This window comes from Pseudomonas sp. CCC4.1 (assembly GCF_035019225.1).
Taxonomy (GTDB): Bacteria; Pseudomonadota; Gammaproteobacteria; order Pseudomonadales; family Pseudomonadaceae; genus Aquipseudomonas; species Aquipseudomonas bubulae.
The window spans coordinates 73116-98754 of sequence record NZ_JASJWL010000012.1; the positions used below are offsets into that span (position 1 = coordinate 73116).

At 60.1% G+C, this 25639-nt stretch carries 22 protein-coding genes and 1 pseudogene; 17 read left to right on the plus strand and 6 right to left on the minus strand.

The genetic code is table 11. The features are described from left to right. Window positions 1–35: 35 nt before the first annotated feature. The gene (locus QN377_RS07645; protein ID WP_095000945.1) at window positions 36–1574 is read right to left on the minus strand and encodes an HDOD domain-containing protein; all 1539 of its coding nucleotides are present in this window, start codon (window positions 1572–1574) and stop codon (window positions 36–38) included. Window positions 1575–1726: 152 nt separating this feature from the next. On the opposite strand from QN377_RS07645, the gene motA reads away from it, so the two are divergent. Both motA and motB read left to right on the plus strand, forming a co-directional pair. Continuing rightward, the gene (motA, locus tag QN377_RS07650; RefSeq protein WP_095000946.1) at window positions 1727–2578 is read left to right on the plus strand and encodes a flagellar motor stator protein MotA; all 852 of its coding nucleotides are present in this window, start codon (window positions 1727–1729) and stop codon (window positions 2576–2578) included. A gap of 3 nt (window positions 2579–2581) precedes the next feature. Beyond that, window positions 2582–3568: a flagellar motor protein MotB gene (motB, locus tag QN377_RS07655; RefSeq protein WP_095000947.1), complete on the plus strand. Its 987-nt coding sequence runs from the start codon at window positions 2582–2584 to the stop codon at window positions 3566–3568. Between the two features lie 109 nt (window positions 3569–3677). Here motB and rsgA read toward each other — a convergent pair whose 3' ends face one another. Then, window positions 3678–4709: a small ribosomal subunit biogenesis GTPase RsgA gene (gene rsgA, locus QN377_RS07660; protein WP_095000948.1), complete on the minus strand. Its 1032-nt coding sequence runs from the start codon at window positions 4707–4709 to the stop codon at window positions 3678–3680. A gap of 106 nt (window positions 4710–4815) precedes the next feature. On the opposite strand from rsgA, the gene orn reads away from it, so the two are divergent. Together orn and QN377_RS07670 are read left to right on the plus strand one after the other, a co-directional pair. Beyond that, window positions 4816–5358: an oligoribonuclease gene (gene orn, locus QN377_RS07665; protein ID WP_086799078.1), complete on the plus strand. Its 543-nt coding sequence runs from the start codon at window positions 4816–4818 to the stop codon at window positions 5356–5358. 184 nt (window positions 5359–5542) lie between these two features. Continuing rightward, window positions 5543–6154, plus strand: a complete 612-nt coding sequence (locus QN377_RS07670; protein ID WP_019826256.1) for a trimeric intracellular cation channel family protein — start codon at window positions 5543–5545, stop codon at window positions 6152–6154. A 23-nt stretch (window positions 6155–6177) separates the two neighbouring features. On the opposite strand, the gene queG is transcribed toward QN377_RS07670, so the two are convergent. Next, the gene (gene queG, locus QN377_RS07675; RefSeq protein WP_095000949.1) at window positions 6178–7245 is read right to left on the minus strand and encodes a tRNA epoxyqueuosine(34) reductase QueG; all 1068 of its coding nucleotides are present in this window, start codon (window positions 7243–7245) and stop codon (window positions 6178–6180) included. Window positions 7246–7307: 62 nt separating this feature from the next. On the opposite strand from queG, the gene QN377_RS07680 reads away from it, so the two are divergent. The 13 genes and pseudogenes from QN377_RS07680 to QN377_RS22850 all read left to right on the plus strand — a co-directional run bounded on the left by QN377_RS07680 (window position 7308) and on the right by QN377_RS22850 (window position 21773). Next, window positions 7308–8168 carry an NAD(P)H-hydrate dehydratase gene (locus QN377_RS07680; protein WP_095017682.1) on the plus strand — a complete coding sequence of 287 codons (861 nt, stop codon included), beginning with the start codon at window positions 7308–7310 and terminating at the stop codon, window positions 8166–8168. Further along, complete coding sequence (tsaE, locus tag QN377_RS07685; protein WP_016783300.1) at window positions 8156–8626, plus strand: tRNA (adenosine(37)-N6)-threonylcarbamoyltransferase complex ATPase subunit type 1 TsaE; 471 nt, start codon at window positions 8156–8158, stop codon at window positions 8624–8626. Before QN377_RS07680 ends, tsaE begins: the two co-directional genes overlap by 13 nt. Before the next feature lie 2 nt (window positions 8627–8628). Next, window positions 8629–10050: an N-acetylmuramoyl-L-alanine amidase gene (locus tag QN377_RS07690; protein ID WP_198417412.1), complete on the plus strand. Its 1422-nt coding sequence runs from the start codon at window positions 8629–8631 to the stop codon at window positions 10048–10050. Window positions 10051–10064: 14 nt separating this feature from the next. Then, complete coding sequence (gene mutL, locus QN377_RS07695) at window positions 10065–11963, plus strand: DNA mismatch repair endonuclease MutL (protein ID WP_165446536.1); 1899 nt, start codon at window positions 10065–10067, stop codon at window positions 11961–11963. Next, complete coding sequence (miaA, locus tag QN377_RS07700; protein WP_095000952.1) at window positions 11963–12943, plus strand: tRNA (adenosine(37)-N6)-dimethylallyltransferase MiaA; 981 nt, start codon at window positions 11963–11965, stop codon at window positions 12941–12943. Before mutL ends, miaA begins: the two co-directional genes overlap by 1 nt. Before the next feature lie 90 nt (window positions 12944–13033). Next, complete coding sequence (gene hfq / locus QN377_RS07705) at window positions 13034–13294, plus strand: RNA chaperone Hfq (protein WP_016783304.1); 261 nt, start codon at window positions 13034–13036, stop codon at window positions 13292–13294. A 13-nt stretch (window positions 13295–13307) separates the two neighbouring features. Further along, entirely contained in the window at window positions 13308–14609 is a 1302-nt protein-coding gene (gene hflX / locus QN377_RS07710) for a ribosome rescue GTPase HflX (RefSeq protein ID WP_095000953.1), read from the plus strand. Between the two features lie 96 nt (window positions 14610–14705). Continuing rightward, a complete protein-coding gene (gene hflK / locus QN377_RS07715) occupies window positions 14706–15887 on the plus strand; it encodes an FtsH protease activity modulator HflK (protein WP_095000954.1) in 1182 nt (393 codons plus the stop codon). Beyond that, window positions 15887–16765 carry a protease modulator HflC gene (hflC, locus tag QN377_RS07720; protein ID WP_095000955.1) on the plus strand — a complete coding sequence of 293 codons (879 nt, stop codon included), beginning with the start codon at window positions 15887–15889 and terminating at the stop codon, window positions 16763–16765. Before hflK ends, hflC begins: the two co-directional genes overlap by 1 nt. 407 nt (window positions 16766–17172) lie before the next feature. Then, window positions 17173–18360: an ATP phosphoribosyltransferase regulatory subunit gene (locus QN377_RS07725; RefSeq protein WP_095000956.1), complete on the plus strand. Its 1188-nt coding sequence runs from the start codon at window positions 17173–17175 to the stop codon at window positions 18358–18360. Window positions 18361–18414: 54 nt separating this feature from the next. Next, window positions 18415–19704 carry an adenylosuccinate synthase gene (locus tag QN377_RS07730; protein WP_016783309.1) on the plus strand — a complete coding sequence of 430 codons (1290 nt, stop codon included), beginning with the start codon at window positions 18415–18417 and terminating at the stop codon, window positions 19702–19704. Between the two features lie 1013 nt (window positions 19705–20717). Beyond that, window positions 20718–20867, plus strand: a pseudogene (locus QN377_RS22845) (hypothetical protein); the annotation flags it as partial. Between the two features lie 201 nt (window positions 20868–21068). Continuing rightward, the gene (locus tag QN377_RS22850) at window positions 21069–21773 is read left to right on the plus strand and encodes a methyl-accepting chemotaxis protein (protein WP_370824333.1); all 705 of its coding nucleotides are present in this window, start codon (window positions 21069–21071) and stop codon (window positions 21771–21773) included. Between the two features lie 125 nt (window positions 21774–21898). On the opposite strand, the gene QN377_RS07740 is transcribed toward QN377_RS22850, so the two are convergent. From QN377_RS07740 to QN377_RS07750, 3 genes are all read right to left on the minus strand, one after another. Then, on the minus strand, window positions 21899–23452 hold the full coding sequence (locus QN377_RS07740; protein WP_095017680.1) for an ABC transporter permease: 1554 nt from the start codon (window positions 23450–23452) through the stop codon (window positions 21899–21901). Then, window positions 23452–24477 carry an iron ABC transporter substrate-binding protein gene (locus QN377_RS07745; RefSeq protein WP_095000959.1) on the minus strand — a complete coding sequence of 342 codons (1026 nt, stop codon included), beginning with the start codon at window positions 24475–24477 and terminating at the stop codon, window positions 23452–23454. The genes QN377_RS07740 and QN377_RS07745 overlap by 1 nt, the downstream gene beginning before the upstream one ends. Before the next feature lie 233 nt (window positions 24478–24710). Next, window positions 24711–25639: cytochrome-c peroxidase (locus QN377_RS07750; RefSeq protein WP_323567617.1), on the minus strand; the 929-nt coding region annotated here is incomplete at its 5' end.

Here is a 25639-nt window from a genome sequence, read left to right on the forward strand (position 1 = left end):
GGAAGCCTCCAGAGCAAAAAGGGGGGATTGTAGCGCTAGCGCCCGCGACTACTAAAGGTATTCAAGGCTTTCTCGATGCATTGGGCCGTTTTGCCAAAGGCTTGCACGCTGGTTTCGGAAAATGGCCCGCCGCCCTGGTCTGCCAGTATGAGCATGACCACGCGACCGTTATTGCTCAGCGAGCGTAGCAGCAGATGCTCGCCGGGGAACAGGCTGCGCAGGCTGTAGGGCAAGACTGCGGAGATCACCGCGTTGTTTTCGGGCGTCAGGCGCACTTGTGCAGGTTGCATCATCAGGCGTTGCAGCGCGGTGCTGTCACTGATGTTGACGGTCAGGTCGAAGGCGGTTCTGCCCAGGCCGGCAATCTGGTTGACGCTCAGGCTGGTCGAGGTCTTGTCGGGGGTGAGTATCATCACCCGGCGCATGCCGCACGCCTGCAAGGCTTCGCGGGCACAGGTGCTCAGATGCATCGGGTTGCTGAATGCGCTGGGTTGCTCCAGCAGCTGCCCGCAATGTTTGCGCCAGGCGACGAGTGCCTCGGCCGAGGGAGGCGGGGCTGCCTGCGAATTGTCCCCGTTGCGGCGTGAGTCCCACGGCCAGAGCAATGCCTGGGCCGGATGCCAAAGGTCGGGGCTGGAGTGATAGCGCGCGCTGCTCGCGGCCTGCTGGTGTGCCTGCTGCTGAACTTCGTCCAGGGGCATTTGCAGGTAAAGGCTGGTGACGTACTGCCAGCGCAGGTTGTGCGGTGTGTCCCAGCCCTGCTGGGCTGACAGCGCCAGGCAGTTGGCCAGCAACACACTGTTGGCAGGCTGGTTGAGCCAGCGCCGCAGGGCCGGGTCGGCGTCCAGCAGTTGTTGCTGACGCAGGGGGTGATGGGTGTCGCGGGCGATATGCAGCACCCTGACCAGGGTGCGGCGCTCTTCGGTGATCACCGTATAACCTTGCATCACCCACCCCGGCAGACGCCACAGCTCGGCCAGGCTGCGGCAGATATCAAACAGTGGCACACCAAAAAGCTGGCGCTCGACTTTACTGGCGCACTCATTGTGCCCGACCACCCGCCGTTCCCAGGTTTCGAGCAGCAGTGGGTGGGTCAGTGCCAGGGCCCATAGCGGTGACAGAAACAGCAAGCTGCTCCAGTAGATTTCCTGCCAGAGCCGCGCCAGGCGATTGCCGAACAGGCCAATGGCCTGTTGTGCGGCGTGCTGGCTGATCAGCTGGATTTGTCGGTAGGCCAGCGGGATATCCTCGATCGCCAGCGCCGGCACATGTTCGAGCAGCATCTGGGTGCGTTTGAGGCCCAGGCGGTTGATCGCCACTTCAAGGCTCTCGGCCGGCTCGCTCAGGCTGCTTTGGGCTTGCTGGTTGGCCTCGCGGATCAGTCTGAGGGCCAGCGCCGGGCTGTCCTGCATAACCTCGGCAATTTCGCGTAACGAGCGGCGACTGTCGTTGAGGGTCTTGAAGACCCGCGCATGGCTGGTTTGCGGGATCGGCAGATCGACGGCGTCCAGGTGTGCAACCCAGGCATCCAGGGTGGTGGGTGTTGATATCGGTGCGCGGGTTTCGTTGGCCATAATGAGGACGCGATGATCATCCAATCTGGGGGTCGAATGGCTTTTCGGCTCTACCGGCTATAGTCTGGCGCAGATTCGCCGATAAGGAGAAGAAGAGTTTTAGCTACGCTGGAATATGACCTTGAACCGACCCAAGAAGTACTTTTATATCTATGGCTAAAATTATCGGCATCATCGTCGTGTTCGCGAGTGTGCTCGGCGGATACGTACTTTCCCACGGCAAAATCGGGGCGCTGATCCAGCCGTTCGAGGTTTTGATCATCGGCGGTGCGGCCTTCGGTGCGTTCCTGCAAGCCAACCCCGGTTACATGACCATGCATGTGATCAAAAAATCACTGGGCATGTTCGGTTCGCGTTTCTCCCACGCTTTTTATCTTGAAGTGTTGGGCCTGGTTTACGAGATTCTCAACAAAAGTCGTCGCGAAGGCATGATGGCCATCGAGAGCGACATTGAAGACGCGGCCGCCAGCCCTATCTTCGCCAAATACCCCACTGTCCTTAAAGATGAGCGCATGACCGCGTTTATCTGCGATTACCTGCGCATCATGTCCTCGGGCAACATGGCCCCCCACGAGCTTGAGGGGTTGTTTGACATGGAGCTGTATAACCTCAAGGAAGAGCTGGAGCATCCTTCCCACGCCGTTACCGGTATCGCCGACGGCATGCCGGGTTTCGGTATCGTCGCCGCGGTACTGGGTATTGTGGTGACCATGGCCTCGCTGGGCGAAGGTGATCAGGCGGCCATCGGCATGCACGTTGGCGCCGCGCTGGTAGGTACCTTCTTCGGTATTTTGGCGGCCTATGGTTTCTTCGGTCCGTTGGCGACGTCTTTGGCTCACGATGCCAAGGAAGAACTCAACGTGTATGAATCGATCAAGGCCTCGCTGGTGGCTTCGGCCTCAGGCATGCCGCCGTCGCTGGCGGTCGAGTTTGGTCGCAAGGTCCTGTACCCCAAGCACCGGCCCAGTTTTTCCGAGCTGGAACAAGTGGTTCGTGGTCGCTGATTTATGGAAAACAACCAGCCCATAATCATCAAGCGCGTCAAGCGCTACGCCGCAGGCCATCACGGTGGCGCCTGGAAAATCGCCTTTGCCGACTTCGCCACGGCGATGATGGCGTTCTTTCTGGTGATGTGGCTGATGACGGCGGCCACGCCCGAGCAAAAGATCGCCATTGGTGGTTATTTCAAAGATCCGATCGGATTCAGCGAAAGCGGCACGCCCTACGTCATCGACCTGGGCGGCACTCCGGCCTTGGCGCCGGACAACACCCTCAACCCTGAAGAAAAACTGCAGCCCCAGCCCGACAAGATCAAGGTAGATGCCGAGCAGGTTGAAAGCATGGCCGAGCAGGTCGAGAAAGAGCGCCTCGAACTGCTGTTGCAGGAGTTGCAGAACAAGGTCGAAGAAAACCCGCAGCTGCGCAAGTTCAAGGATCAGTTGCTGTTTGAAATTACCCCGGACGGCCTGCGTATCCAGATCATGGATGCCGCAAACCGGCCGATGTTTGATGTGGGCAGTGCAAGGCTCAAACCGTACTTCGAAGATATTTTGCTGGCCATGGCCGACACCATCAAGGCAGTACCCAACAAGGTCAGTATCAGCGGCCACACCGATGCCATGCCTTATGCGGGGGGCGGTGATTACGGCAATTGGGAGTTGTCGGCCAACCGTGCCAATGCAGCGCGGCGTGCGCTGGTGGCGGGCAGCTACCCGGAAGGGCAGATTGCGCGGGTGGTGGGTTATGCCTCGTCAGTGCTGTTCGACACGGCTAACCCCAATAATCCGGTCAACCGTCGTATCGACATTGTGGTGCTGAACAAAAAGGCCCAGCAGGCGATTGAAGGCGAGCAGGGTGCGGAGTCAGTCAAGCCCCAGGAACTGCCCAAGGCGCCAGTTGACCCGATCAAGCTGCCCGCCGACAAACAGCCACTGCCGATGCATGAAGAACGGCAGAAGCTGAATCTGTTTGACGACCCGCCGCCCTCACCCTAACCCTCTCCCAGAGGGAGAGGGGACTGAGCGCACGCGGCTTCAAGAACACTGATAATTTGCCCCCTCTCCCTCCGGGAGAGGGCTGGGGTGAGGGGGCTTCTGGCCTGAATCAGTAACTCGACTCAGGCAAGCTGGCAATGATCGAGCGATAGCTGTTCATGCGCTGTTGCTGCACGCGGCCATCTTCCAGGGCCATCAGCAATGCACAGCCCGGCTCGCGGTCATGCTTGCAGTCGCGGAAGCGGCAACGGCCGATCAGGTCGTTGAACTCGATAAACCCCGCCTCGACATCGGCACGGCTGACGTGGCCCAGGCCGAACTCACGAATACCCGGGGAGTCGATCAGATCGCCGCCGCCCGGGAAGTGGAACAAGCGCGCCGTGGTCGTGGTGTGCGTACCCTGGCCGGAAATCTCCGACAGCGGCCCGACCCGAAGGTTGACCTCAGGCAGCAGGCTGTTGACCAGGGACGACTTGCCAACGCCCGACTGACCCACAAACACACTGATATGGCCGTCCAGTTGCGCTTGCAACTGCTGCATGCCATCGCCGTGATGGGCCGACACTTCCAGCACCGGATAACCCAGTTGACGATAAACCCCCAGCAACGCATTCAGCGCGGGTGCGTTCTGCTCGTCGATCAGGTCAGCCTTGTTGAGCAGCAACAGCGGGCGAATCCCGGCGTGCTCGGCAGCGACGAGATAGCGGTCGATCAGGTTGGCGTGCGGCTCGGGCATGGGTGCGAACACAATCACGATCATGTCGACGTTGGCTGCAACCGGCTTGAGCTGACCACGGCTGTCCGGGCGGCATAGCTCGGTCTTGCGCGGCAACTGGGCGACGATAACGCCGATGCCCTGATTGCCGGCGCGCCACACAACCGTGTCACCGGTTACCAGAGCGGGCAGGTTGGCGCGCAGGTGGCAACGGAACATCTGGCCTTTGAGCTCACCTTCCTGGGCTTCGACTTCGACCTGCACACCAAAGTGCGCGATCACCAGGCCAAGTTGCTCGGGGCCTAAATCGCCGCCTTCAAGCGCTTCGACGGCACTGGATTCGCGTTTGGCGGCGCGGGCAGCGCGCTCGCCCTGGATCTTTTCGATGCGCCAATTCTGACGACGGTTGAGCTGGCGTTTGGCCATGGGTGTTCCGTGTTGATAAAACGATAAGAAGGGTAAAACGCCGGGGAGTTTAGCACGAGGGCCGCGTGCCTAAGCTAAACTGCGCACCTAAGCACTGGAGGCCATTATGCAAAACGCGCAGAACCTGATCTGGATCGACCTGGAAATGACCGGTCTGGACCCTGACAACGACGTCATTATTGAAATGGCCACCATCGTTACCGACAGCAACCTCAATACCCTGGCTGAAGGCCCGGTCATCGCCATCCACCATAGTGATGCCGTGCTGGCGCGCATGGACGAGTGGAATACCCGTACTCATGGCGGCAGCGGCCTGACCCAGCGGGTCAAGGACAGCACCACTACTATGGCCGAAGCCGAAGCGCAGACCATCGCGTTTCTTGAGCAGTGGGTACCCAAAGGCAAATCGCCGATCTGCGGCAACAGTATCTGCCAGGACCGCCGCTTCCTGTACACCCATATGAAAGCGCTGGAAAGCTACTTCCACTATCGCAACCTGGACGTTTCGACGCTCAAGGAACTGGTTGCACGCTGGGCGCCGGAAGTACGCGACAGCCTGGTGAAAAAGGGTACGCATCTGGCGCTGGACGACATTCGCGAGTCGATTGCCGAGCTGCAACACTACCGCAAGCATTTCATCAAATTCTAAGCTGCCGTTGATCCCCCTGTGGCAGCGGGCTTGCTCGCGATGCAAGCGACTCGGTACATCTACCGAACCGCAGCGAAGCCGTCGCGAGCAAGCCCGCTCCCACAAAGAACAGTATTTGTTGCCCGCTTTTGGTGCCAATGCCAACTGAGAGTAGACTGCGCGCCTTCTTGCAAGGATCGCTGCCATGTTGCTGATGCTTTATTTAGTTGCCATTACTGCCGAAGCCATGACCGGCGCGCTGTCTGCCGGGCGTCGGGGCATGGACTGGTTCGGTGTGGTGCTGATCGCCTGCGTCACCGCGCTAGGCGGCGGTTCGGTGCGTGACGTCCTGTTGGGGCACTACCCGCTGACGTGGGTCAAACACCCGGAATACCTGGTACTGACCACGTTCGCTGCATTGGTGACGATCTTTATCGCGCCCTTGATGCGTCATCTGCGCTCGCTGTTTCTGGTGCTTGATGCCCTGGGGCTGGTAGCGTTTACCCTGATCGGCTGCATGACCGCGCTGGAGATGGGTCAGGGCATGCTGGTGGCTTCGGTGAGCGGAGTGATTACCGGGGTCTTTGGCGGCATCCTTCGTGACATCTTCTGCAATGACATCCCGCTGATCTTCCGTCGTGAGCTGTATGCCAGCGTTTCGTTTGCTGCGGCGTGGTGTTTCTTGTTGTGTACTTATCTGGAAATGCCCAACGAACAGGCGATTTTCGTCACCTTGTTCGGCGGGCTGCTGCTGCGTTTGCTGGCGATCCGCTTTAACTGGGAAATGCCCAAGTTCGTTTATAACGACGAGCATTAAGCAACTGTGGCCGCGGGCTTGGCTCAGGCCCGCTTGGCGTGTTGTGTCAGCGCCCACTCCACATGCTCGCGCACCAGCTCCGACGGGTAATCACGCCGCGCATTCAGGGCTTCCAGCACCGGGATCGTCGATGGCGCATTGCCCAGGCCTACCGCCAGGTTGCGCAGCCAGCGTTCGTACCCGGCCCGGCGCAGCGGCGAGCCTTCGGTGCTGCTCAGGAATTTGTCTTCATCCCACATAAACAGCTCGGCCAAGCCGGCATTGTCCAGGTTATGCCGTGGCTTGAAGTCCCCTTCTGCGGTGGTGCGGGCAAAACGGTTCCAGGGGCAGACGATCTGGCAGTCATCGCAACCGAATACCCGATTGCCGATCATCGAGCGCAATTCTTCAGGGATCGCGGTTTTCAGCTCGATGGTCAGGTACGAAATGCATTTGCGCGCATCCAGCACATAAGGCCCGACAAAGGCATTGGTGGGGCAGATGTCCAGGCAGGCGGTGCAGCGCCCGCAGTGTTCGGTTTCGTGGGGGGCGTCGACCGGTAGCGGTAAATCGACAAACAGCTCGCTCAGGAAGAAGTAGCTGCCCGCCTTGCGATTGAGCACCAGGGTGTTCTTGCCGATCCAGCCCAGACCCGCCTGTTGCGCGATGGCCTTTTCCAGTACCGGGGCGCTGTCGACAAAGGCGCGGAAGCCAAACGGGCCAATGTCCTTCTGGATGCGGTCGGCCAGTTGTTGCACGCGCTTGCGGATCAGCTTGTGATAATCGCGGCCCAGGGCATAACGTGAAACGTAGGCTTTTTCCGGTTGGGCCAGCAGCTGCGCCATATGGGTGTCACCGGGCAGGTAGTCCATGCGCAGGGAAATCACGCGCACTGTGCCGGGCACCAGCTCTTGCGGGTGTGAACGCTTGCTGCCGTGGGCGGCCATGTAGTCCATGTCGCCGTGGTAGCCGGCTTCCAGCCAGCGTTGCAGATGGTGTTCGTGTTCTCCCAGGTCGAGGCCGGCAATGGCGACTTGTTGAAAGCCCAACTCGCGGCCCCATTCCTTGATGGACCGGGCGAGAGCGGGGAGGTCGGCAGTAATAGCAGGCATGGGACAAGAGAAACCGGAGCTGAGATGCGTATAATTCTGCCAGACATCGGAGCCAAACACGCATGCCGCAGACCAAACACCTGTTAGCCGACCCCCAAGCCCTTAGCGCAGACAATCTGGCGCCACTACCTCGACGAGCCCCGAGCGCCCATAAAGGCCAGTTCGGGCATGTGCTGCTGGTGGGTGGCGATCGCGGATTTGGCGGCTCGATTACCCTCAGCGCCCAGGCTGCACTACGCTGTGGCGCTGGCCTGGTATCACTGGCCACGCGCCCCGAACACGTGCCTGCTGCGCTGGTGCGGGTGCCCGAGGTGATGGTGCTCGGCGTATCGTCGGCCAACCAGTTGATGGGCGTACTGGCGCAGGCTTCGGTGGTCGTGGTGGGACCGGGTTTGGGGCAGGCGCCCTGGGGGCGCAGTCTGTTGTCGGCCGCGGCACAGGCAAAAATGCCGCAGGTGTGGGATGCCGATGCGCTTAATTTGTTGTCCAACGCAGTCATCACGCTGGCACCAGGGTCGGTGATGACCCCGCACCCGGGTGAAGCCGCACGCTTGCTGGGTATCAGCACCGGGCAGGTACAGGCCGATCGACCGGCTGCGGCCAGGGCGTTGGTTAAAAAATACTCAGCAGTGTGCGTCCTTAAAGGTGCAGGCAGTCTGATTGCAGGGCTCAATGGCGAGTTGGCCATTTGCAGTCACGGCCATCCGGCAATGGCTACGGCCGGTCTTGGGGATGTGCTGGCAGGCGTGATCGGCGCGCTGCTGGCTCAGGGGTTGGGCGCTTATGACGCCGCATGCCTGGCGGTGTGGCTGCATGCCCGCGCCGGTGAGCAACAAGGACAATTGGGCCGTGGGCTGGCGGCCAGTGATTTGATTCCAGCCATTCGTCAGTTGTTGGAGGAACACGCACCGTGCACGAAATAACACTGCAACTGGCCGACGAAGAGGCCATGACCGCATTTGGCGCGCGCCTGGCCACTGTCACTCAAGGTCATGGCCTGATTTTTCTCGACGGCGACCTGGGTATGGGTAAAACCACCCTGTCACGTGGCCTGATTCGCGGCCTTGGTCACACGGGTTCGGTCAAAAGCCCGACCTTCACATTGGTCGAGCCCTACGAGATTGGCGATATTCGGGCCTTCCACTTTGACCTGTATCGGCTGGTCGACCCGGAAGAGCTGGAATATATGGGGATTCGCGATTATTTCGACGAAGACGCCCTATGCTTGATCGAGTGGCCCGATAAAGGTGCAGGCTTTTTGCCAAAGCCTGACCTGACCATTACCATTAGGCCGCATAACACCGGGCGTTTGCTGACGCTGACGCCCCAAGGTTCTCGTGGCGAGTCTTGGTGTGCCGCATTGGCGCCGGAATACAAATAATGATGGGGTTTGGTATGCGCTTTCGCGCGTTAGCAAGTGTGGTGGGTGTGTTGCTCAGTGTCATGGCATTCAATGCTGTGGCCGCAACCCAGGTCAAGAGCGTGCGTCTATGGCGGGCGCCGGACAACACTCGACTGGTTTTTGATCTTACCGGGCCGGTGCAGCACAGTGTGTTTACGCTGACTGCACCTGATCGTCTGGTCATCGACATCAATGGCGCGACCCTGGGCGGGCCGCTGAATGTGCAAACAGCCAATACGCCAATCACCAGCATGCGCTCGGCGCAGCGTACCCCCACCGACCTGCGCGTGGTTATCGACCTGAAAAAGGCCGTGACCCCGAAAAGTTTCGTTCTGGCGCCCAATGCCCAGTACGGCAACCGCCTGGTGGTCGACCTGTATGACCAGGGCGCCGATCTGGCGCCAAGCCTGCCGGCCACCAACGTGGCAACGGTGCCGGTGGTGCCGGTGACGCCCGCGCAACCCGACGTTAAATTGCCGCCGATCCCGAGCGGTAAACGCAGCGTGGTGGTGGTGATCGATGCCGGCCACGGCGGTGAAGACCCGGGGGCCTCGGGCTCGGCTGGCCAGCGTGAAAAAGATGTGGTGTTGGCGATTGCCAAAGAACTGCAGCGCCAGATCAACGGCATGAAAGGCTTCAGGGCCGAGCTGACGCGTACCGGCGACTACTTTATCCCGCTGCGTGGCCGCACCGAAATCGCCCGCAAGAAAGGCGCCGACCTGTTTGTCTCGATCCACGCCGATGCTGCACCGTCCAAGGCTGCCTTTGGTGCTTCGGTGTTTGCCCTGTCTGAACGCGGCGCGACTTCCGAGACGGCGCGCTGGCTGGCCGACAGCGAAAACCGCTCCGACCTGATCGGTGGCGCAGGCAACGTCAGCCTCGATGACAAGGACCGCATGCTGGCGGGTGTATTGCTTGACCTGTCGATGACCGCGTCGCTGACCTCCAGCCTCAACGTCGGGCAAAAAGTGCTGAGCAACATAGGTCGGGTCACCCCGCTGCACAAGCAGCGCGTGGAGCAGGCCGGGTTTATGGTGCTGAAGTCGCCGGACATTCCGTCGATTCTCGTCGAGACCGGGTTTATCTCGAACTCCAACGAAGCGTCCAAGCTGGCTTCGAGCAGTCACCAGCAAGCGCTGGCCCGTTCGATCAGCAGCGGCGTACGCCAGTTCTTCCAGCAAAATCCGCCGCCGGGCACTTATATCGCCTGGCTGCGTGACACCGGCAAAATCGCCCAGGGTGCCCGCGAACACACGGTTCGCCCCGGCGAAACCCTGGCGATGATCGCTGTACGCTATCAAGTGGGCGTGGCGACATTGCGCTCGAGCAACAGCCTGAAAACCGATGAGCTGAAGGTCGGCCAGAACCTGAATATTCCGGCAACTGCCCTGGCGGCACAGTAATGAGTGATGAAGCATTGAGCAGCAGCGCGCGGATTGAATTGCTCAGCCCGCGCCTGGCCAACCAGATCGCTGCGGGCGAAGTAGTTGAACGCCCGGCTTCGGTGATCAAGGAACTGCTGGAAAACAGCCTCGATTCAGGTGCCAAGCGCATTGATGTGGACGTGGAGCAGGCCGGGATCAAGCTGCTGCGGGTACGTGACGATGGCAGCGGAATTTCCAGCGACGACTTGCCGTTGGCGCTGGCCCGTCACGCCACCAGCAAGATTCGTGATCTGGAAGACCTTGAGCGGGTGATGAGCCTGGGCTTTCGCGGTGAGGCGCTGGCTTCCATCAGTTCCGTGGCGCGCCTGACCCTGACCTCGCGCACCCGTGGTGCCGATCAGGCCTGGCAGGTCGAGACCGAAGGCCGCGACATGGCGCCCCGGGTTCAGCCGGCTGCGCATCCGGTGGGCACCTCGGTTGAAGTGCGCGACCTGTTTTTCAACACCCCGGCACGGCGCAAATTTCTCAAAACCGAAAAGACCGAATTCGATCACCTGCAGGAAGTGATCAAGCGCCTGGCGCTGGCACGTTTTGATGTGGCGTTCAATTTGCGCCACAACGGCAAGTCCATCCTCAACCTGCACGAAGCCCGCGACGATACTGCCCGCGCCCGGCGTGTGGCGGCCGTGTGCGGCTCCGCGTTCCTGGAACAGGCAATGCCCATCGAGGTTGAACGCAATGGTTTGCACCTGTGGGGCTGGGTCGGTTTGCCGACTTTTTCCCGCAGTCAGGCGGACTTGCAGTACTTCTATGTCAATGGCCGCGCAGTACGCGACAAACTGGTGGCCCATGCGGTGCGCCAGGCGTATCGCGATGTGCTGTTCAATGGTCGCCACCCGACCTTTGTGCTGTTCTTTGAGGTCGACCCCTCGGTGGTCGACGTCAACGTACACCCGACCAAGCACGAAGTACGCTTCCGTGACGGGCGCATGGTGCATGATTTCCTCTATGGCACTTTGCACCGTGCTCTGGGTGACGTTCGTCCCGAAGACCAACTGGCCGCACCAGCGCCGGTGCCCGGGGCCGAGCGCCCGACGGGGCTGGATGCTGGCGAATTCGGCCCGCAGGGTGAAATGCGTCTGGCGGCTAATGTGCTGGAGCAGCCGCAGTCGGCCCCGTCACCGCATGTGGCAGGTTCGGGCGCTGGTGCGGGCTATCAGTACCAATACCGTCCGCAGTCCTCCGCGCCCCCGGTGCCCGTCGAAGAAGCGCGCAATGCCTATCGCGAGTTTTTCGCACCATTGCCTGAGGCCAATGCCGCGCCTCTGCCGGACGGGCAAGGTGATATTCCGCCGCTCGGCTTTGCTCTGGCCCAGCTCAAGGGCATTTATATCCTCGCGGAAAACGCCCAGGGGTTGGTGCTGGTGGATATGCACGCGGCCCATGAGCGGATCATGTATGAGCGTCTGAAAATCGCCATGGCCAGTGAAGGCCTGAGTGGTCAGCCGCTGCTGGTGCCGGAATCGATTGCGGTCAGCCAGCGGGAAGCCGATTGCGCCGAAGAACACGCCGAGTGGTTCCAGCGCCTGGGCTTCGAGTTGCAGCGCCTTGGCCCGGAAACCCTGGCCATCCGCCAGATCCCGGCCCTGCTCAAGCAGGCCGAGGCCCAGCGACTGGTTCACGACGTACTGGCCGACCTGATGGAATACGGCACCAGTGACCGGATCCAGGCGCACCTCAACGAGCTGCTCGGCACCATGGCCTGCCACGGTGCGATCCGCGCCAATCGCCGTTTGGCGATCCCGGAAATGAACGGTCTGTTGCGTGACATGGAAAACACCGAGCGCAGCGGTCAGTGCAATCATGGTCGTCCCACCTGGACCCAAATGGGCCTGGACGACTTGGACAAACTCTTTTTGCGCGGTCGCTGATGACAGGTTCCAACGCTTTACCCCCGGCTATTTTCCTGATGGGGCCGACGGCCGCCGGCAAGACCGACCTGGCCATCGAGCTGAGCAAGGTGCTGCCGTGCGAGCTGATCAGTGTTGACTCGGCGCTGGTCTATCGCGGCATGGACATCGGCACTGCCAAGCCGTCGAAAGAAATTCTGGCGGCTCACCCGCATCAGTTGATCGACATTCTCGACCCGGCCGAGAGCTATTCGGCGGCCGATTTTCGTCGCGATGCGCTCAAGGCCATGGCCGAGATCACGGCGCGAGGCAATATCCCGCTGCTGGTGGGCGGCACCATGCTCTATTACAAGGCACTGATTGACGGCCTGGCCGACATGCCTCCGGCGGACCCCGAGGTGCGCGCGCAGCTTGAAGAAGAGGCGCAGCGCCTTGGCTGGCAGGCCCTGCACGATCAGTTGGCAGCCATAGATCCGGAGTCTGCCGCGCGAATTCACCCCAATGATCCGCAGCGTCTGACCCGGGCGCTTGAGGTTTATCGGGTCAGCGGCATGAGCGTGACGGCCCATCGGCAAAAACAATCTGAACAAACGACTAAAGCAGCGGCTTCTGGGCACAGCCAATTGCCCTATACTGTCGCGAATCTGGCCATCGCTCCGGCGAACCGTCAGGTGCTGCATGAGCGAATTGCACTAAGATTCGGGCAGATGCTGGAACAGGGGTTCATTGACGAGGTCATAAACCTGCGCAACAGAAGTGACCTGCATGCCGGGTTGCCGTCTATACGTGCAGTGGGTTACCGCCAAGTCTGGGACTACCTCGACGGTAAGCTGACAGCGGCCGAGATGCAGGAGCGCGGCATCATAGCCACGCGCCAGTTGGCCAAGCGCCAGTTCACCTGGTTGCGCAGCTGGAATGATTTGCATTGGCTTGACAGTCTGGACTGCGACAATCTGCCACGAGCCTTGAAATACCTGGAATCGGTCTCCATATTGAGCTGAGTCTTGGCAAATGCCGTCTATCCTATGGATGTGGCGACAGCGGTCATCTAATTTTTGTTTCTATTTTTTATCCTTACAGGAGTGCGGCATATGTCAAAAGGGCATTCGCTACAAGACCCTTACTTGAATACTTTGCGTAAAGAGAAGGTTGGCGTTTCCATCTATCTGGTCAACGGGATCAAGCTGCAGGGGACCATCGAGTCTTTCGACCAGTTCGTGATCCTGCTGAAAAACACCGTCAGCCAAATGGTTTACAAGCACGCAATTTCGACAGTCGTACCAGTACGTCCAATTCGTCTGCCTAGCGCAACCGAATCGGATCTGGCAGACGCTGAACCAGGTAATGCCTAAATAGGAGCATCCTTTGTTCTTTGAGCGCCACGGTGGTGGTGAGCGAGCGATCCTCGTTCACTTGGAAGGACAGGACCCTGAGGCGCGCGAAGATCCGCAGGAGTTCCAGGAGTTAGCTGTGTCGGCTGGCGCCGATACCGTCGCGTTTTTTAACGTGCCGCGTCATCGGCCATCGGCCAAATACCTGATTGGCAGTGGCAAGGTCGAGGAGTTGCGCGATCTGGTCAAGGCCGAGAAGGTCGACATCGTGATTTTCAATCACGTACTCACGCCCAGCCAGGAACGTAACCTCGAACGTGTTTTCGAGTGTCGCGTGCTTGACCGTACCGGGCTGATTCTCGATATCTTCGCTCAACGCGCCCGTACCCATGAGGGTAAGCTGCAAGTCGAACTGGCTCAGCTTGACCACATGAGCACGCGTCTTGTACGCGGCTGGACTCACCTTGAGCGTCAAGGTGGCGGCATTGGCATGCGCGGGCCGGGTGAAACCCAGCTCGAAACCGACCGCCGACTGTTGCGTGTGCGCATCAGCCAGATCAAAGCCCGTCTGAAAAAAGTCCGCAGTCAACGCGAGCAGTCCCGTAGAGGGCGTCAACGCGCCGATATTCCTACAGTGTCGCTGGTGGGCTATACCAACGCCGGTAAATCCACGCTGTTCAACAAGGTCACCGGCTCTGACGTCTTTGCCGCCGACCAGTTGTTCGCCACGCTAGACCCGACCCTGCGCCGCCTTGATCTGGGCGACCTGGGGCCGATCGTGCTGGCCGACACCGTGGGCTTTATTCGTCATCTTCCGCACAAGCTAGTTGAAGCATTCCGGTCTACGCTCGAAGAGTCGAGCAATTCCGATCTGCTGCTGCATGTGATCGATGCGCACGAGCCTGAGCGCATGGCGCAGATCGAGCAGGTGATGGTGGTACTGGGCGAAATCGGTGCGCAGGACTTGCCGATTCTCGAGGTCTACAACAAAATCGATTTGCTTGAAGGTGTCGAGCCGCAGATCCAGCGTGATGCCGATGGCAAGCCGCAGCGGGTCTGGTTGTCGGCCCGTGATGGTCAAGGGCTGGAGTTGCTTGAGCAGGCCATCGCCGAGTTGCTGGGCAATGATTTGTTCGTGGGCACCTTGCGCTTGCCGCAACGTTTTGCTCGACTGCGTGCACAGTTCTTCGAACTGGGGGTTGTGCAAAAAGAACAGCATGACGATGAGGGCTCCAGTCTGTTGGACGTACGCCTGCCGCGATCCGAGCTCAATCGCTTGGTCAGCCGCGAAGGGATGCAGCCGCTGGAATTCATCGAAGAACACACTTTGCAATAAAAGCCTCGCAAAGCGGTCGTGCCGCTGTGATAGGCATTCTGTAGCATTGGTCGGCGCGCCGTGGGCGCGTCTTTGCTTTATCAGATGGAGAGCGCTATGGCTTGGAATGAGCCGGGTGGCAACTCGAACAATCAAGATCCTTGGGGTGGCAAACGCCCTAAAAATGGCGACCGCAAGGGGCCACCAGATCTCGACGAGGCCTTCCGAAAGCTGCAGGAAAGCCTGAATGGGTTGTTCGGTGGTGGGAAAAAACGTACTGGCGGCAGCGGCAGTGAGGGTGGTTCGAATGGCAAGGGCGCCGGCTACGGTCTGCTCGGCATCGGCCTCGTCGTGCTGGCGGCTGCCTGGCTTTACAGCGCCGTGTATGTAGTCGATGAGCAGGAGCAAGCCGTGGTGCTGCGCCTGGGCAAGTACTACGACACCGTTGGGCCGGGCCTGAATATCTACTTCCCGCCGTTCGACAAAAAGTACATGGAGAACGTGACGCGTGAGCGTGCGTACACCAAGCAGGGTCAAATGCTGACTGAAGACGAAAACATCGTCGAAGTGCCGCTGACCGTGCAGTACAAGATCAGCAACCTGCGCGACTTCGTGCTGAATGTTGATCAACCGGAAGTCAGCTTGCAGCAGGCGACCGACAGCGCCTTGCGTCACGTCGTGGGTTCCACGTCGATGGATCAGGTGCTGACCGAAGGCCGTGAGCAAATGGCCGTGGAAATCAAGGAACGCCTGCAGCGTTTCCTCGATACCTACAAGACCGGTATCACCGTGACCCAGGTCAACGTACAGAACGCAGCCGCACCGCGTGAAGTACAGGAAGCCTTCGATGACGTGATCCGTGCCCGAGAAGACGAGCAGCGTGCCCGCAACCAGGCCGAAAGCTATGCCAACGGCGTTGTACCGGAAGCACGTGGTCAGGCCCAGCGCATCATCGAAGATGCCAACGGCTACCGTGATGAAGTGGTTTCCCGCGCCAAGGGTGAGGCTGACCGCTTTACCAAACTGGTTGCCGAGTACCGCAAAAATCCTGAAGTGACCCGCGACCGTCTGTATCTGGACACCATGCAGGAAGTCTTCAGCAACACCAGCAAGGTACTCGTGACCGGTAACAAAAACGGCCAGAGCAACCTGCTTTACTTGCCGTTGGACAAAATGATCGAAGGCCGTAATGGCAGCACCCCGGCAACGGGTTCGGCAGCCGCAGCGAGCAATACTGATTCCGGCTCGCACGTCAGCACGGATCTGCCGCCACAACCGCGCACCAGGGAGAGCCGCTGATGAGCAATAAATCGCTGGTTGCCCTTATTGTTGCTGTTGTCGTGGGGATCGTTGCCTGGAACAGCTTCTACATCGTCTCGCAAACCGAGCGTGCGGTACTGCTGCGCTTTGGCCGTGTGGTCCAGGCTGACGTTCAGCCGGGCCTGCATGTGAAGATTCCTTACGTCAACCAGGTGCGCAAGTTCGACGCCCGCCTGATGACGCTGGACGCGCCGACTCAGCGTTTCCTGACGCTGGAAAAGAAAGCGGTCATGGTTGATGCCTTCGCCAAGTGGCGTGTGAAAGATGCCGAGCGCTTCTACACCGCAACTTCGGGCATGAAACAGATTGCTGACGAACGTCTGTCGCGTCGTCTGGAATCCGGTCTGCGTGACCAGTTCGGCAAGCGCACCCTGCACGAAGTAGTGTCGGGTGAGCGTGATGCGTTGATGGCTGACATCACTGCATCGTTGAACAAAATGGCTGAAAAAGAGCTGGGCATTGAAGTGGTCGACGTTCGCGTCAAGGCCATCGACCTGCCAAAAGAAGTAAACCGCAGCGTTTTCGAACGTATGAGCACCGAACGTGAGCGTGAAGCACGCGAGCATCGGGCCAAGGGTAACGAACTGGCAGAAGGCATTCGTGCTGACGCCGACCGTCAACGTCGTGTTCTGCTGGCTGAAGCTTATCGTCAGTCCGAAGAAGCACGCGGTGATGGCGATGCCCAGGCAGCTTCGATCTACTCCAAGGCTTATGGCCAGGATCAGGAGTTCTACAAGTTCTATCGCAGCCTGCGCGCTTACCGCGAAAGCTTCGCGAGCAAGAACGATGTGCTGGTTCTGGACCCAAGCAGCGATTTCTTCCGCTACCTGGAAAAATCCAAGCCTTCGCAGCAGTAAAAGCGCTTCAAGCCTGTGGGAGCAGGCTTGCTCGCGATGCAAGCAACTCGGTCTGTCTGCTAAATCGAGTTGATGCCATCGCGAGCAAGCCCGCTCCCACACTGTTTTCAGAAGGGTTGGCATGTTCATCACAGGCCCTGATTCACTCCGCTTGGCGGTCAAATGGCCTCGCAGGGTGATCCTTTTAGAAAACGGGTGTATGATGCGGCAGCCGGGAAATTCCCGGCTTTTTTGCGTCTGCATGTTTGATTGTCCGAATGGCTGTTACAGCATCGGCAGAATTTTCGAGGAATGTGCGAGCCTGTCGTTCAGGCTTTTTTGCTGTGCGCGTTCAAGACGCAGCCACGTTCTGCTTTACTCAAGGCTCGCCTGCTGGCTGGCCGCCCGGATCACAGGGGAATGGCGTAATGGCAACGGTAGACCGCTGGCTTTTGCCAGATGGCATCGAAGAAGTACTTCCACCTGAAGCTGCCCGCATTGAAGTGGCGCGCCGTCAGGTGTTGGATCTGTTCCAGAGCTGGGGCTATGAGTTCGTCGTGACCCCGCATATCGAATACCTGGAGTCCCTGCTGACAGGGGCTGGCCAGGACCTCGACTTGCGTACCTTCAAGGTGATTGACCCGCAAACGGGTCGCCAGATGGGTTTTCGTGCCGACATCACGCCGCAAGTGGCGCGTATCGATGCGCATACCCTGCGTCGTGAAGGCCCGAGCCGTCTGTGCTACGCCGGCAGCGTGCTGCATGCTCAACCGCGTGCACTGTCATCCTCGCGCAGCCCGATCCAGCTGGGCGCCGAGTTGTATGGCGATGCAAGCCCGAGCAGCGATGTTGAAGTGATCAGCCTGATGCTGGCCATGCTGCAACTGGCCGATGTGCCGGATGTGCACATGGACCTGGGGCATGTTGGTATTTACCGTGGTCTGGCCCGTGCGGCCAACCTGTCGGTTGAAGTGGAACAACAATTGTTCGACGCCCTGCAACGCAAGGCGATCGACGAAGTAACGGCCTTGACCCAAGGCTTGCCGGCCGATTTGGCGGGCATGCTGCAGGCCTTGGTTGGTTTGTGTGGCGGTCACGAAGTTCTGGCTGCTGCGCGCGAGCGTCTGGCCAAGGCTCCGGCTCAAGTGCTGGCAGCTCTGGACGACCTGGTGGCGATTGCCGAAGGGTTGTCTGTGCGTTTCCCGCAGTTGCCGTTGTACTTTGACCTGGGCGAGTTGCGTGGGTATCACTACCACACAGGTGTAGTGTTTGCGGTATTTGTACCGGGCGTTGGGGACTCCATCGCCCAAGGCGGTCGTTATGACGACATTGGTGCTGTTTTCGGGCGTGCCCGGCCGGCAACCGGCTTTTCGACCGATTTGAAAACCCTGGTGACCCTGGGGCGTGCGGAAGTCAAGTTGCCGTCTGGTGGTATCTGGATGCCAGACAGCACCGATGCGGCACTCTGGCAGCAGGTTTGCCAGCTTCGCAGTGAAGGCCAGCGTGTGGTTCAGGCGTTGCCTGGGCAACAGCAGGCTGGTGCCCTGGAGGCAGACTGCGACCGCCAATTGATTCAGCAGAATGGCCTGTGGCAAGTAGTGCCGCTGGTTTCTTGAGTTTTCCTGCCGGCGGCTGCCGGCACCAAGTTTGCGCGAATGAGGACAAGTGTTATGGGTAAGAATGTCGTAGTCCTGGGCACCCAATGGGGTGATGAGGGCAAAGGCAAGATCGTTGATCTGCTGACCGAACATGCTGCCGCTGTAGTGCGTTACCAAGGTGGCCACAACGCTGGCCACACGCTGGTAATCGACGGCGAAAAAACCGTATTGCACCTGATTCCGTCGGGCGTGTTGCGCGAAGGCGTGCAATGCCTGATCGGCAACGGTGTCGTGGTTGCTCCCGACGCCCTGCTGCGTGAAATCATCAAGCTGGAAGAGAAAGGCGTACCGGTGCGCGAGCGCCTGCGTATCAGCCCGTCCTGCCCGCTGATCCTGTCGTTCCACGTGGCGCTGGACCAGGCCCGTGAAAAAGCCCGTGGCGAGCTGAAGATCGGTACGACCGGTCGCGGTATCGGCCCGGCTTACGAAGACAAAGTTGCCCGTCGTGGCCTGCGTGTTGGCGACCTGCTGAACATGCCGCGCTTTGAAGCCAAACTGCGTGAACTGGTGGATTACCACAACTTCATGCTGGTTGGTTACTACAAAGAGCCGGCTATCGACTTCGACAAGACCCTGGCCGAGTGCAAGGAATACGCCGAGCTGCTCAAGCCGTTGATGCTGGACGTGACAGCCGAGCTGCACGACCTGCGTCGCGCTGGCAAGGACATCATGTTCGAAGGCGCCCAGGGTTCGTTGCTGGACATCGACCACGGTACCTACCCGTACGTGACCAGCTCCAACACCACCGCTGGCGGCGTTGCGACCGGTTCGGGCGTTGGCCCGATGTTCCTGGACTACATCCTGGGCATCACCAAGGCTTACACCACTCGCGTAGGTTCGGGCCCGTTCCCGACTGAGCTGTTCGACGACGTTGGCGCTCACCTGGCCAAGCAAGGTCACGAGTTCGGTGCTACCACCGGCCGTGCCCGTCGTTGCGGCTGGTTCGACGCCGTTATCCTGCGTCGCGCTATCGATGTGAACAGCATCTCGGGCATCTGCCTGACCAAGCTGGACGTACTCGACGGTCTGGAAACCATCAACATTTGCGTTGGTTACAAAGACGCAAACGGTGTTGATGTTGCACCGACCGACGCTGACAGCTACGTAGGCCTGCAGCCTGTGTACGAAGAAGTGCCGGGCTGGACTGAATCGACCGTGGGTGCCAAAACCCTGGAAGAGCTGCCAGCCAACGCTCGCGCTTACATCACGCGCGTAGAAGAGCTGATCGGCGCTCCGATCGACATCATTTCGACTGGCCCGGACCGCAACGAGACCATCGTTCTGCGTCACCCGTTCGCTTAAGTCGCTGTTGATGTAAAACAAAAGGCCCTTCGGGGCCTTTTGTCGTTTCTGCCTGTTGTGCGGCACGACCCTTGCTGTGAAAACCGTCAATAAGCGTGCTATCAAAATAATGGCACCTAAGTGGAGGGTTTTCCGTGTCTGCCGTTCTCTCACTGTTACAAAGCCGTCTGCTGCGGCCTGTATTCGTTACCCTAGGTATCGCTCTTTTGGTGCAGGTTTTGGTGGCTGTTGCACTGACACGGAGCACGGTGACGGCGTTGGAGTCTGATCTGGATGCGCGTCTGGGGGCAGACAGCCAAAAGCTCACCGCGGAACTGGAGCAGGCCGGGCGTGAAGTTAAAAGCAGCCTTGATGCGTTGTCTGCCAGCACCCGGCAGCGTTTGACCGCGGGCCTGGAGCCACGCTTGAAAGACGAGCAAATGCAGCTCAGGCAATCGCTGGAGAAGAACCTGCAGGACTCGGCCAACGACATGGCGCAACTGCTGGCAGCTGTAGCGCCGCGTGCCATATGGGATAGCGACGTGCCCACGCTGTCCGATTTCGCCCGACGCGCTCAACGTAATCCTAATGTGTTATTCGTGGTGTACGACGATGCCACGGGGCAGCATCTGACCCGCTATCTCAATCGTGATAACCCGATCAACCAGGCGCTTTTGGCCAAGGGCAATGGCGAGCGGGCGCTGGATAAAGTCCTCGATGCAGCCCGTCATGATCCGTCGGTGTACTACCTCGAAGCCTCTATCAACCCCAATGGCGTCGAGATCGGCAAAGTGCTGATGGGGGTTTCCACCGCCTCGGTTGAGCAGGACCTGGCGGCCCTCGACCAGCGCTTTTCGACGTTGATAGCCAATAGCGGGCAACTGGTCGGCGAAAGCTTGCAAGGTGCTGCCAGCGACAGTTCGGCAGCACTGGGCGCGCGTCTGGAGTCGGCGCAGGCAGCGGCGGCGCAGATGCAGGCCAATACCGCGCAGACCGTGCGCGAGGCGGCGGACACCTTGCGCTGGCGTATTGGCATGGGGCTGGCGATTGTCGGATTTGGTGTGTTGCTGTTACTGGCGGTGGTGCTGGGGCGGCGGGTGGTCAACAAGTTGCTGCTGCTGATTGCCGCGCTGGATGACCTGGCCGCAGGCGAAGGCGATTTGACCAAGCGTGTAGGCCTGAACAGCAAGGATGAAATCGGCGATATGGCGGCGGCGGTTAACCGCTTTGTCGACAAGCTGCAGCCCATCGTGCGTGAGGCGGGTGATGTGGCGCAGCGCACCGGGGTCGAGATCGGTGTGATGACCTTGCGCAATGCCGGGGCCGATGCTGCCGCGCAGTTACAGCGCGATGAAGTAGCTCAGAGCCTGCATGCACTGTCGACCATGGCAGATGCAGCCCAGTCGGAAAGCCAGGCGATGCAGGCGGCGCTCCGGCAGGTGGTTGATATTCGTCAGGCTACTGATGAAAACACTCGCACCTCGGCCAAGGTCGGGGGGCTGATCGAGGCGCTGGCCGGACAGGTGGGCGAGGGAGCCAAGGTGATCGAGCGTCTGGCGCAGCAAAGTGAGCAGATTGAAGTGGTGCTGACGGTGATTCACGGCATCGCCGAGCAAACCAATCTGCTGGCTTTGAACGCGGCCATTGAAGCCGCGAGGGCGGGGGAGACTGGGCGTGGTTTTGCTGTGGTAGCCGATGAAGTGCGGGCTCTGGCCAGCAAAACCCAAAGCTCTACCGGTGATATTCAGGCGCATATCGTGGCCTTGCAGCAGGGAGCCAGGGAAGCCGTGGCGGCCATTGGCCTGGCGGGGCGTCAGGCCGATGAGGGCCTGGCGGTGCTGCGCGGCAGCGTGCAGTTGCAAAAGACCATGCAGGTATCGGTCGAGCAGGTGCATAGCGCGATTGGTGATGCGACCAAAGCTGCCGAGCATCAGGCGCAAGGAGCGTATGCGGTGCGTGGGCGGGTGGAAGTGATCCATGCCCAGGCCGAGCGTGCGGCCGAGGCGGTGACCCAGACCACGGCCAGCGGCAAGGTGCTGGACGGGTTGGCGGCGCAGCTCAAGGCGAGTCTTGGGCAGTTCCGGGCGTAGAGAAGCGGGGCTGCCCCTGTGGGAGCGGGCTTGCTCGCGATGCGGGCAGCGCGGTGTATCTGCATGCCCCCGTCGATGCCATCGCGGGCAAGCCCGCTCCCACACGGGGTATGCTGGATCCGCTGTCAGCGGCTCAAATACATCCTGGTGGTGAGCAAGTACACCGGCAGCCCCGACACCAGAATCAACAACGCCGCATAAGGCGCCGCTGCCGCAAACTCGATATTCGAAGTATGCGACCACACTTGTGTTGCCAGGGTGTTCAGCCCGGTCGGACTCAGTAGCAAGGTGGCGGTCAATTCCTTCATCGCATCCAGAAACACCAGGGCAAAGGCCGCCCCCAGCGCGGGGAAGATAATCGGCAGGGTCACCCGGCAAAATGCCGTAAACGAAGTGGCGCCCAGGGTCCGTGCTGCTTCTTCCAGTTGCGGAGCCGCCTTGTTCAGCGCCGTGCGGATGGGTGCCTGTGCCAGTGGCAAAAACAGCAGCGCATAGGCAATCAGCAGCAATGCCGAAGTCTGGTACAGCGCCGGCACATAATGCAGGGCGAAGTAGACCAGCGCCAAGGCAATCACCAGCCCGGGCAGTGCATGTAACAGATATGGCAAACGCTCCGCCCAGATGGCCAGCGGGCCTTTGTAGCGCACCACCAGCAATCCGACCGGCACAGCCAGCACCAGGCACAGCGCCGCACCGCCCAGGGCCAGTGACAGCGACGAGAACAGAGCCTCGCCAATCTCGGCCAGCGGGAATGCTGCCGAGCTGCCCTTGATCAGCCAGTACGCCAGCATGCCCAGCGGGATGCCGCTGCCAATCACCGCCAGCGCCAGGCAATACAGTTGCCCCGGTAGCGACCACTTGCCCAGGTTCACTTGTTCCGCATGCCGTGCAGCGCCCTGGCCGATACGAATATGCCGGCCTTTGCCACGAACCTTAAGTTCCAGCCATAACAGGCTCAGGCACATCACCAGCAGCACCGCAGACAGCATCGCCGCATTGGCATTGCTGAACTCCAGCTCGAACTGCTGATAAATGGCTGTGGTAAAGGTCTGCAGGCCGATGATCGACAGCGCGCCGAATTCCACCAGCATATGCAGGGCAATCAGCAACGAGCCGGCCAGCAGCGAAGGCCAGAGCAGTGGCAGGGTGATCTTGAAAAACACCCCCCAGCGGTTCTGCCCCAGGGTTCGAGCCGACTCTTCAAGGGCTGGGTCGAGGTTGCGCAGGGTCGCCGCCACCGGCAGAAAGATCAGCGGGTACTTGGACAGGCTCATCACCAGAATGGCACCGCCCAGGCCCTCGAAACTGGCGCTGAGCGATACCCAGGTAAAGCTGCTGACAAACGCCGGCACGGCAAATGGCAGGCACAGGATCACGCCCCACAGGCGCCGCCCCGCCAGGTTGCTGCGCTCCAGCAGCCAGGCCAGGCTCAGGCCGACCAGCGCGCAGGTCAGTGTGACGCCGATCATCAGCAGCAAGGTGTTGCGCATCAGGCCAAAGACATAAGGCCGCCACAACAGGTGCAGGGCTTCAGACCACCCGGCTTGCCAGGCCTTTGTGCCGACATACAACAGCGGCAACAGGCTCAGGCCCACCAGTAGCAGTACGGGCAACAACAGCCAGATCGAAGGCTTTTTGCGAGTGGGCGTAAAGCGTGCAGGTTGAGCGGCTGACAACATCAGAGCAGGCCTACATCACGTTCAAGGTCCAGTGCTTCTTCAGCGTTACCCAGGTCGGCAGGCGTCACTTTCGGCGGTTGCAGCTCTTCAAACGGTTTGAGGCCGCGTTCCGAGACCATGCCTTTGCGCATCGGGTATTCAGCGGTGGTGTTGGTGATAACGCGCTGACCTTCTTCACTGGCCATGTAAGCCAGCAGTTGCTGGGCTTCCTTGGGGTGTTTGCTGGCCTTGATCACGCCGGCGCTGGACACGGTGATCAAACCGCCCGCATCACCATCGGTGAAGTAGTGCAGTTTGGAATCCAGCTGGCCTTTTTCGCGTTGCAGGGCAAACCAGTAGTAGTTGTTGACCAGTACTGCGGCGACTTCACCGTTTTCTACGGCTTTGAGTGCCACCATGTTGTTGGTGTAGGTCTTGCCGAACGCACGCAGACCGGTCAGCCATTCTTCGGCGGCATCGCGCCCGTGCAGCTTGATGATTGCTACGGCCTGTTCCTGGAAGGCACCGCTGGTGGGTACAAAGCCGATCTTGCCTTGCCATTGCGGGTCAGCGAAATCCAGAACCGACTTGGGCAACTGGTCTTCGCTGATCTTTTTCGGGTTGAAGGCGACAACGCGGGTACGCGCAGTCACGCCGATCCAGGTGCCATTGGCGGCCACGTACTCTTTGGGCAGCGCTTGCAGGGTGCTGTCATCGGCCTTGGCCAGAAAGCCCTGTTCGCCCAGGCTGTTCAGAGGCGGCGACTCTTCGGCGTAGAACACGTCCGCAGGCGAGCGATCGCCTTCTTCCATGATCTGGCTGGCCAGCTGGTTGCTGCTGCCTTTGCGCACATTGACGTGAATGCCGGTCTTGGCTTCAAAGGCGGCAGCGAGGTTGTCGCCGACCTCTTTGTGCTGGCCGTTGTACAGGGTCAGCGTCACAGGATCGGCAGCGTAGGCGGCGGGAGCAAGCAGGGTCAGGCCAAGTGTTGCGATGGACAAACTGCGCAGTAGAAATGTCGCAAGCTGGGTATTTCGGAGCATCATTCGCTGGTTTCCTCGCTTGGGTACTACAAAACTTGTAACAATAATAAACGATATCGTTTCTCAAGTGCGCTTGACCCAGCGTCCAATTGCACCAGTGCGACGAAATGTGATGCTGCCGGCCTGTTCTGCTTTTGTGGGAGCGGGCTTACCCGCGATGGGTATGCTGCCGTTTTACCGGTACACCGTGTTGCCTGCATCGCGAGCAAGCCCGCTCCCACAAAGTCAGGCGCTGCCTACAGTGTGTCGAGAAAGCTGCGCAAGGCCCGCAGTTCGTCCTTGTCCATGTTCAGCGCCTTGAGCCGGTCGCTGGTGCGTGGGAACAACGGGTCGTTGACCTGTTGCGCGTTGGGGCGCGGGCGGGGCATGCCCATGTTGTAGAACGCCAGCGTGCCTTCCATGTTCACAAACAGGCCGTTGTGCATCCACGGTGCGGTTTTCATCACCAGGCGCAATGACGGCGTACGAAATGCCCCCACGTCTTCTGGTTTGCGCGTTACTTCGTAGCGCCCGAGGTCTTCGTATTTACGCCCGTAGTAACTCAGGCCGACGTTATGAAACTGCTCGTCGCTCAGCGCCGGGCCGAAGTGGCAGTTCATGCAGCGTGCCTTGGTGCGAAACAGATGCAGGCCATAGAGCTGCTCATCGCTCATGCGTTGCGGGCGCCCGCGCAGCAGTTGCTCGAAGGCGGTGTTGCGCGTGGCGCTGACCAGCGTGCGCTGAAAGGTGGCCAGGGCCTGGGCGGTTTGCTGTGGGGTGATCGGGCCTGGCCCGAAAACTTGTGCAAACTCCTCCCGGTAAGCGCTATCGGTATTGAGCCGTTGCAGCAGTTGCGGGATATCAAAGGCCATTTCCACCGGGTCGACGATGGGGTGCATGGCTTGCTGTTCCAGAGTGCCACCGCGCCCGTCCCAGAACAGCGCCGGGCTGTAGCCGCTCATTACCAGGCTGGGGGCATTGCGTCGGCCGCTCTGGCGGTCATGCCCGAACGAGACGCGGCGGCCATCGGCAAAGGCCATATCGGCTTCATGGCACGAAGCGCAGGCGATTTGCCCGGAGCGCGAGAGCTTGGGGTCGTTGAACAGTTTTTTGCCCAACTCGGCCTTGGCTTCGCTGAACGGGTTATCCGGCGGTGCGGGGGCGTGGCTGTCTCTTATACACATCT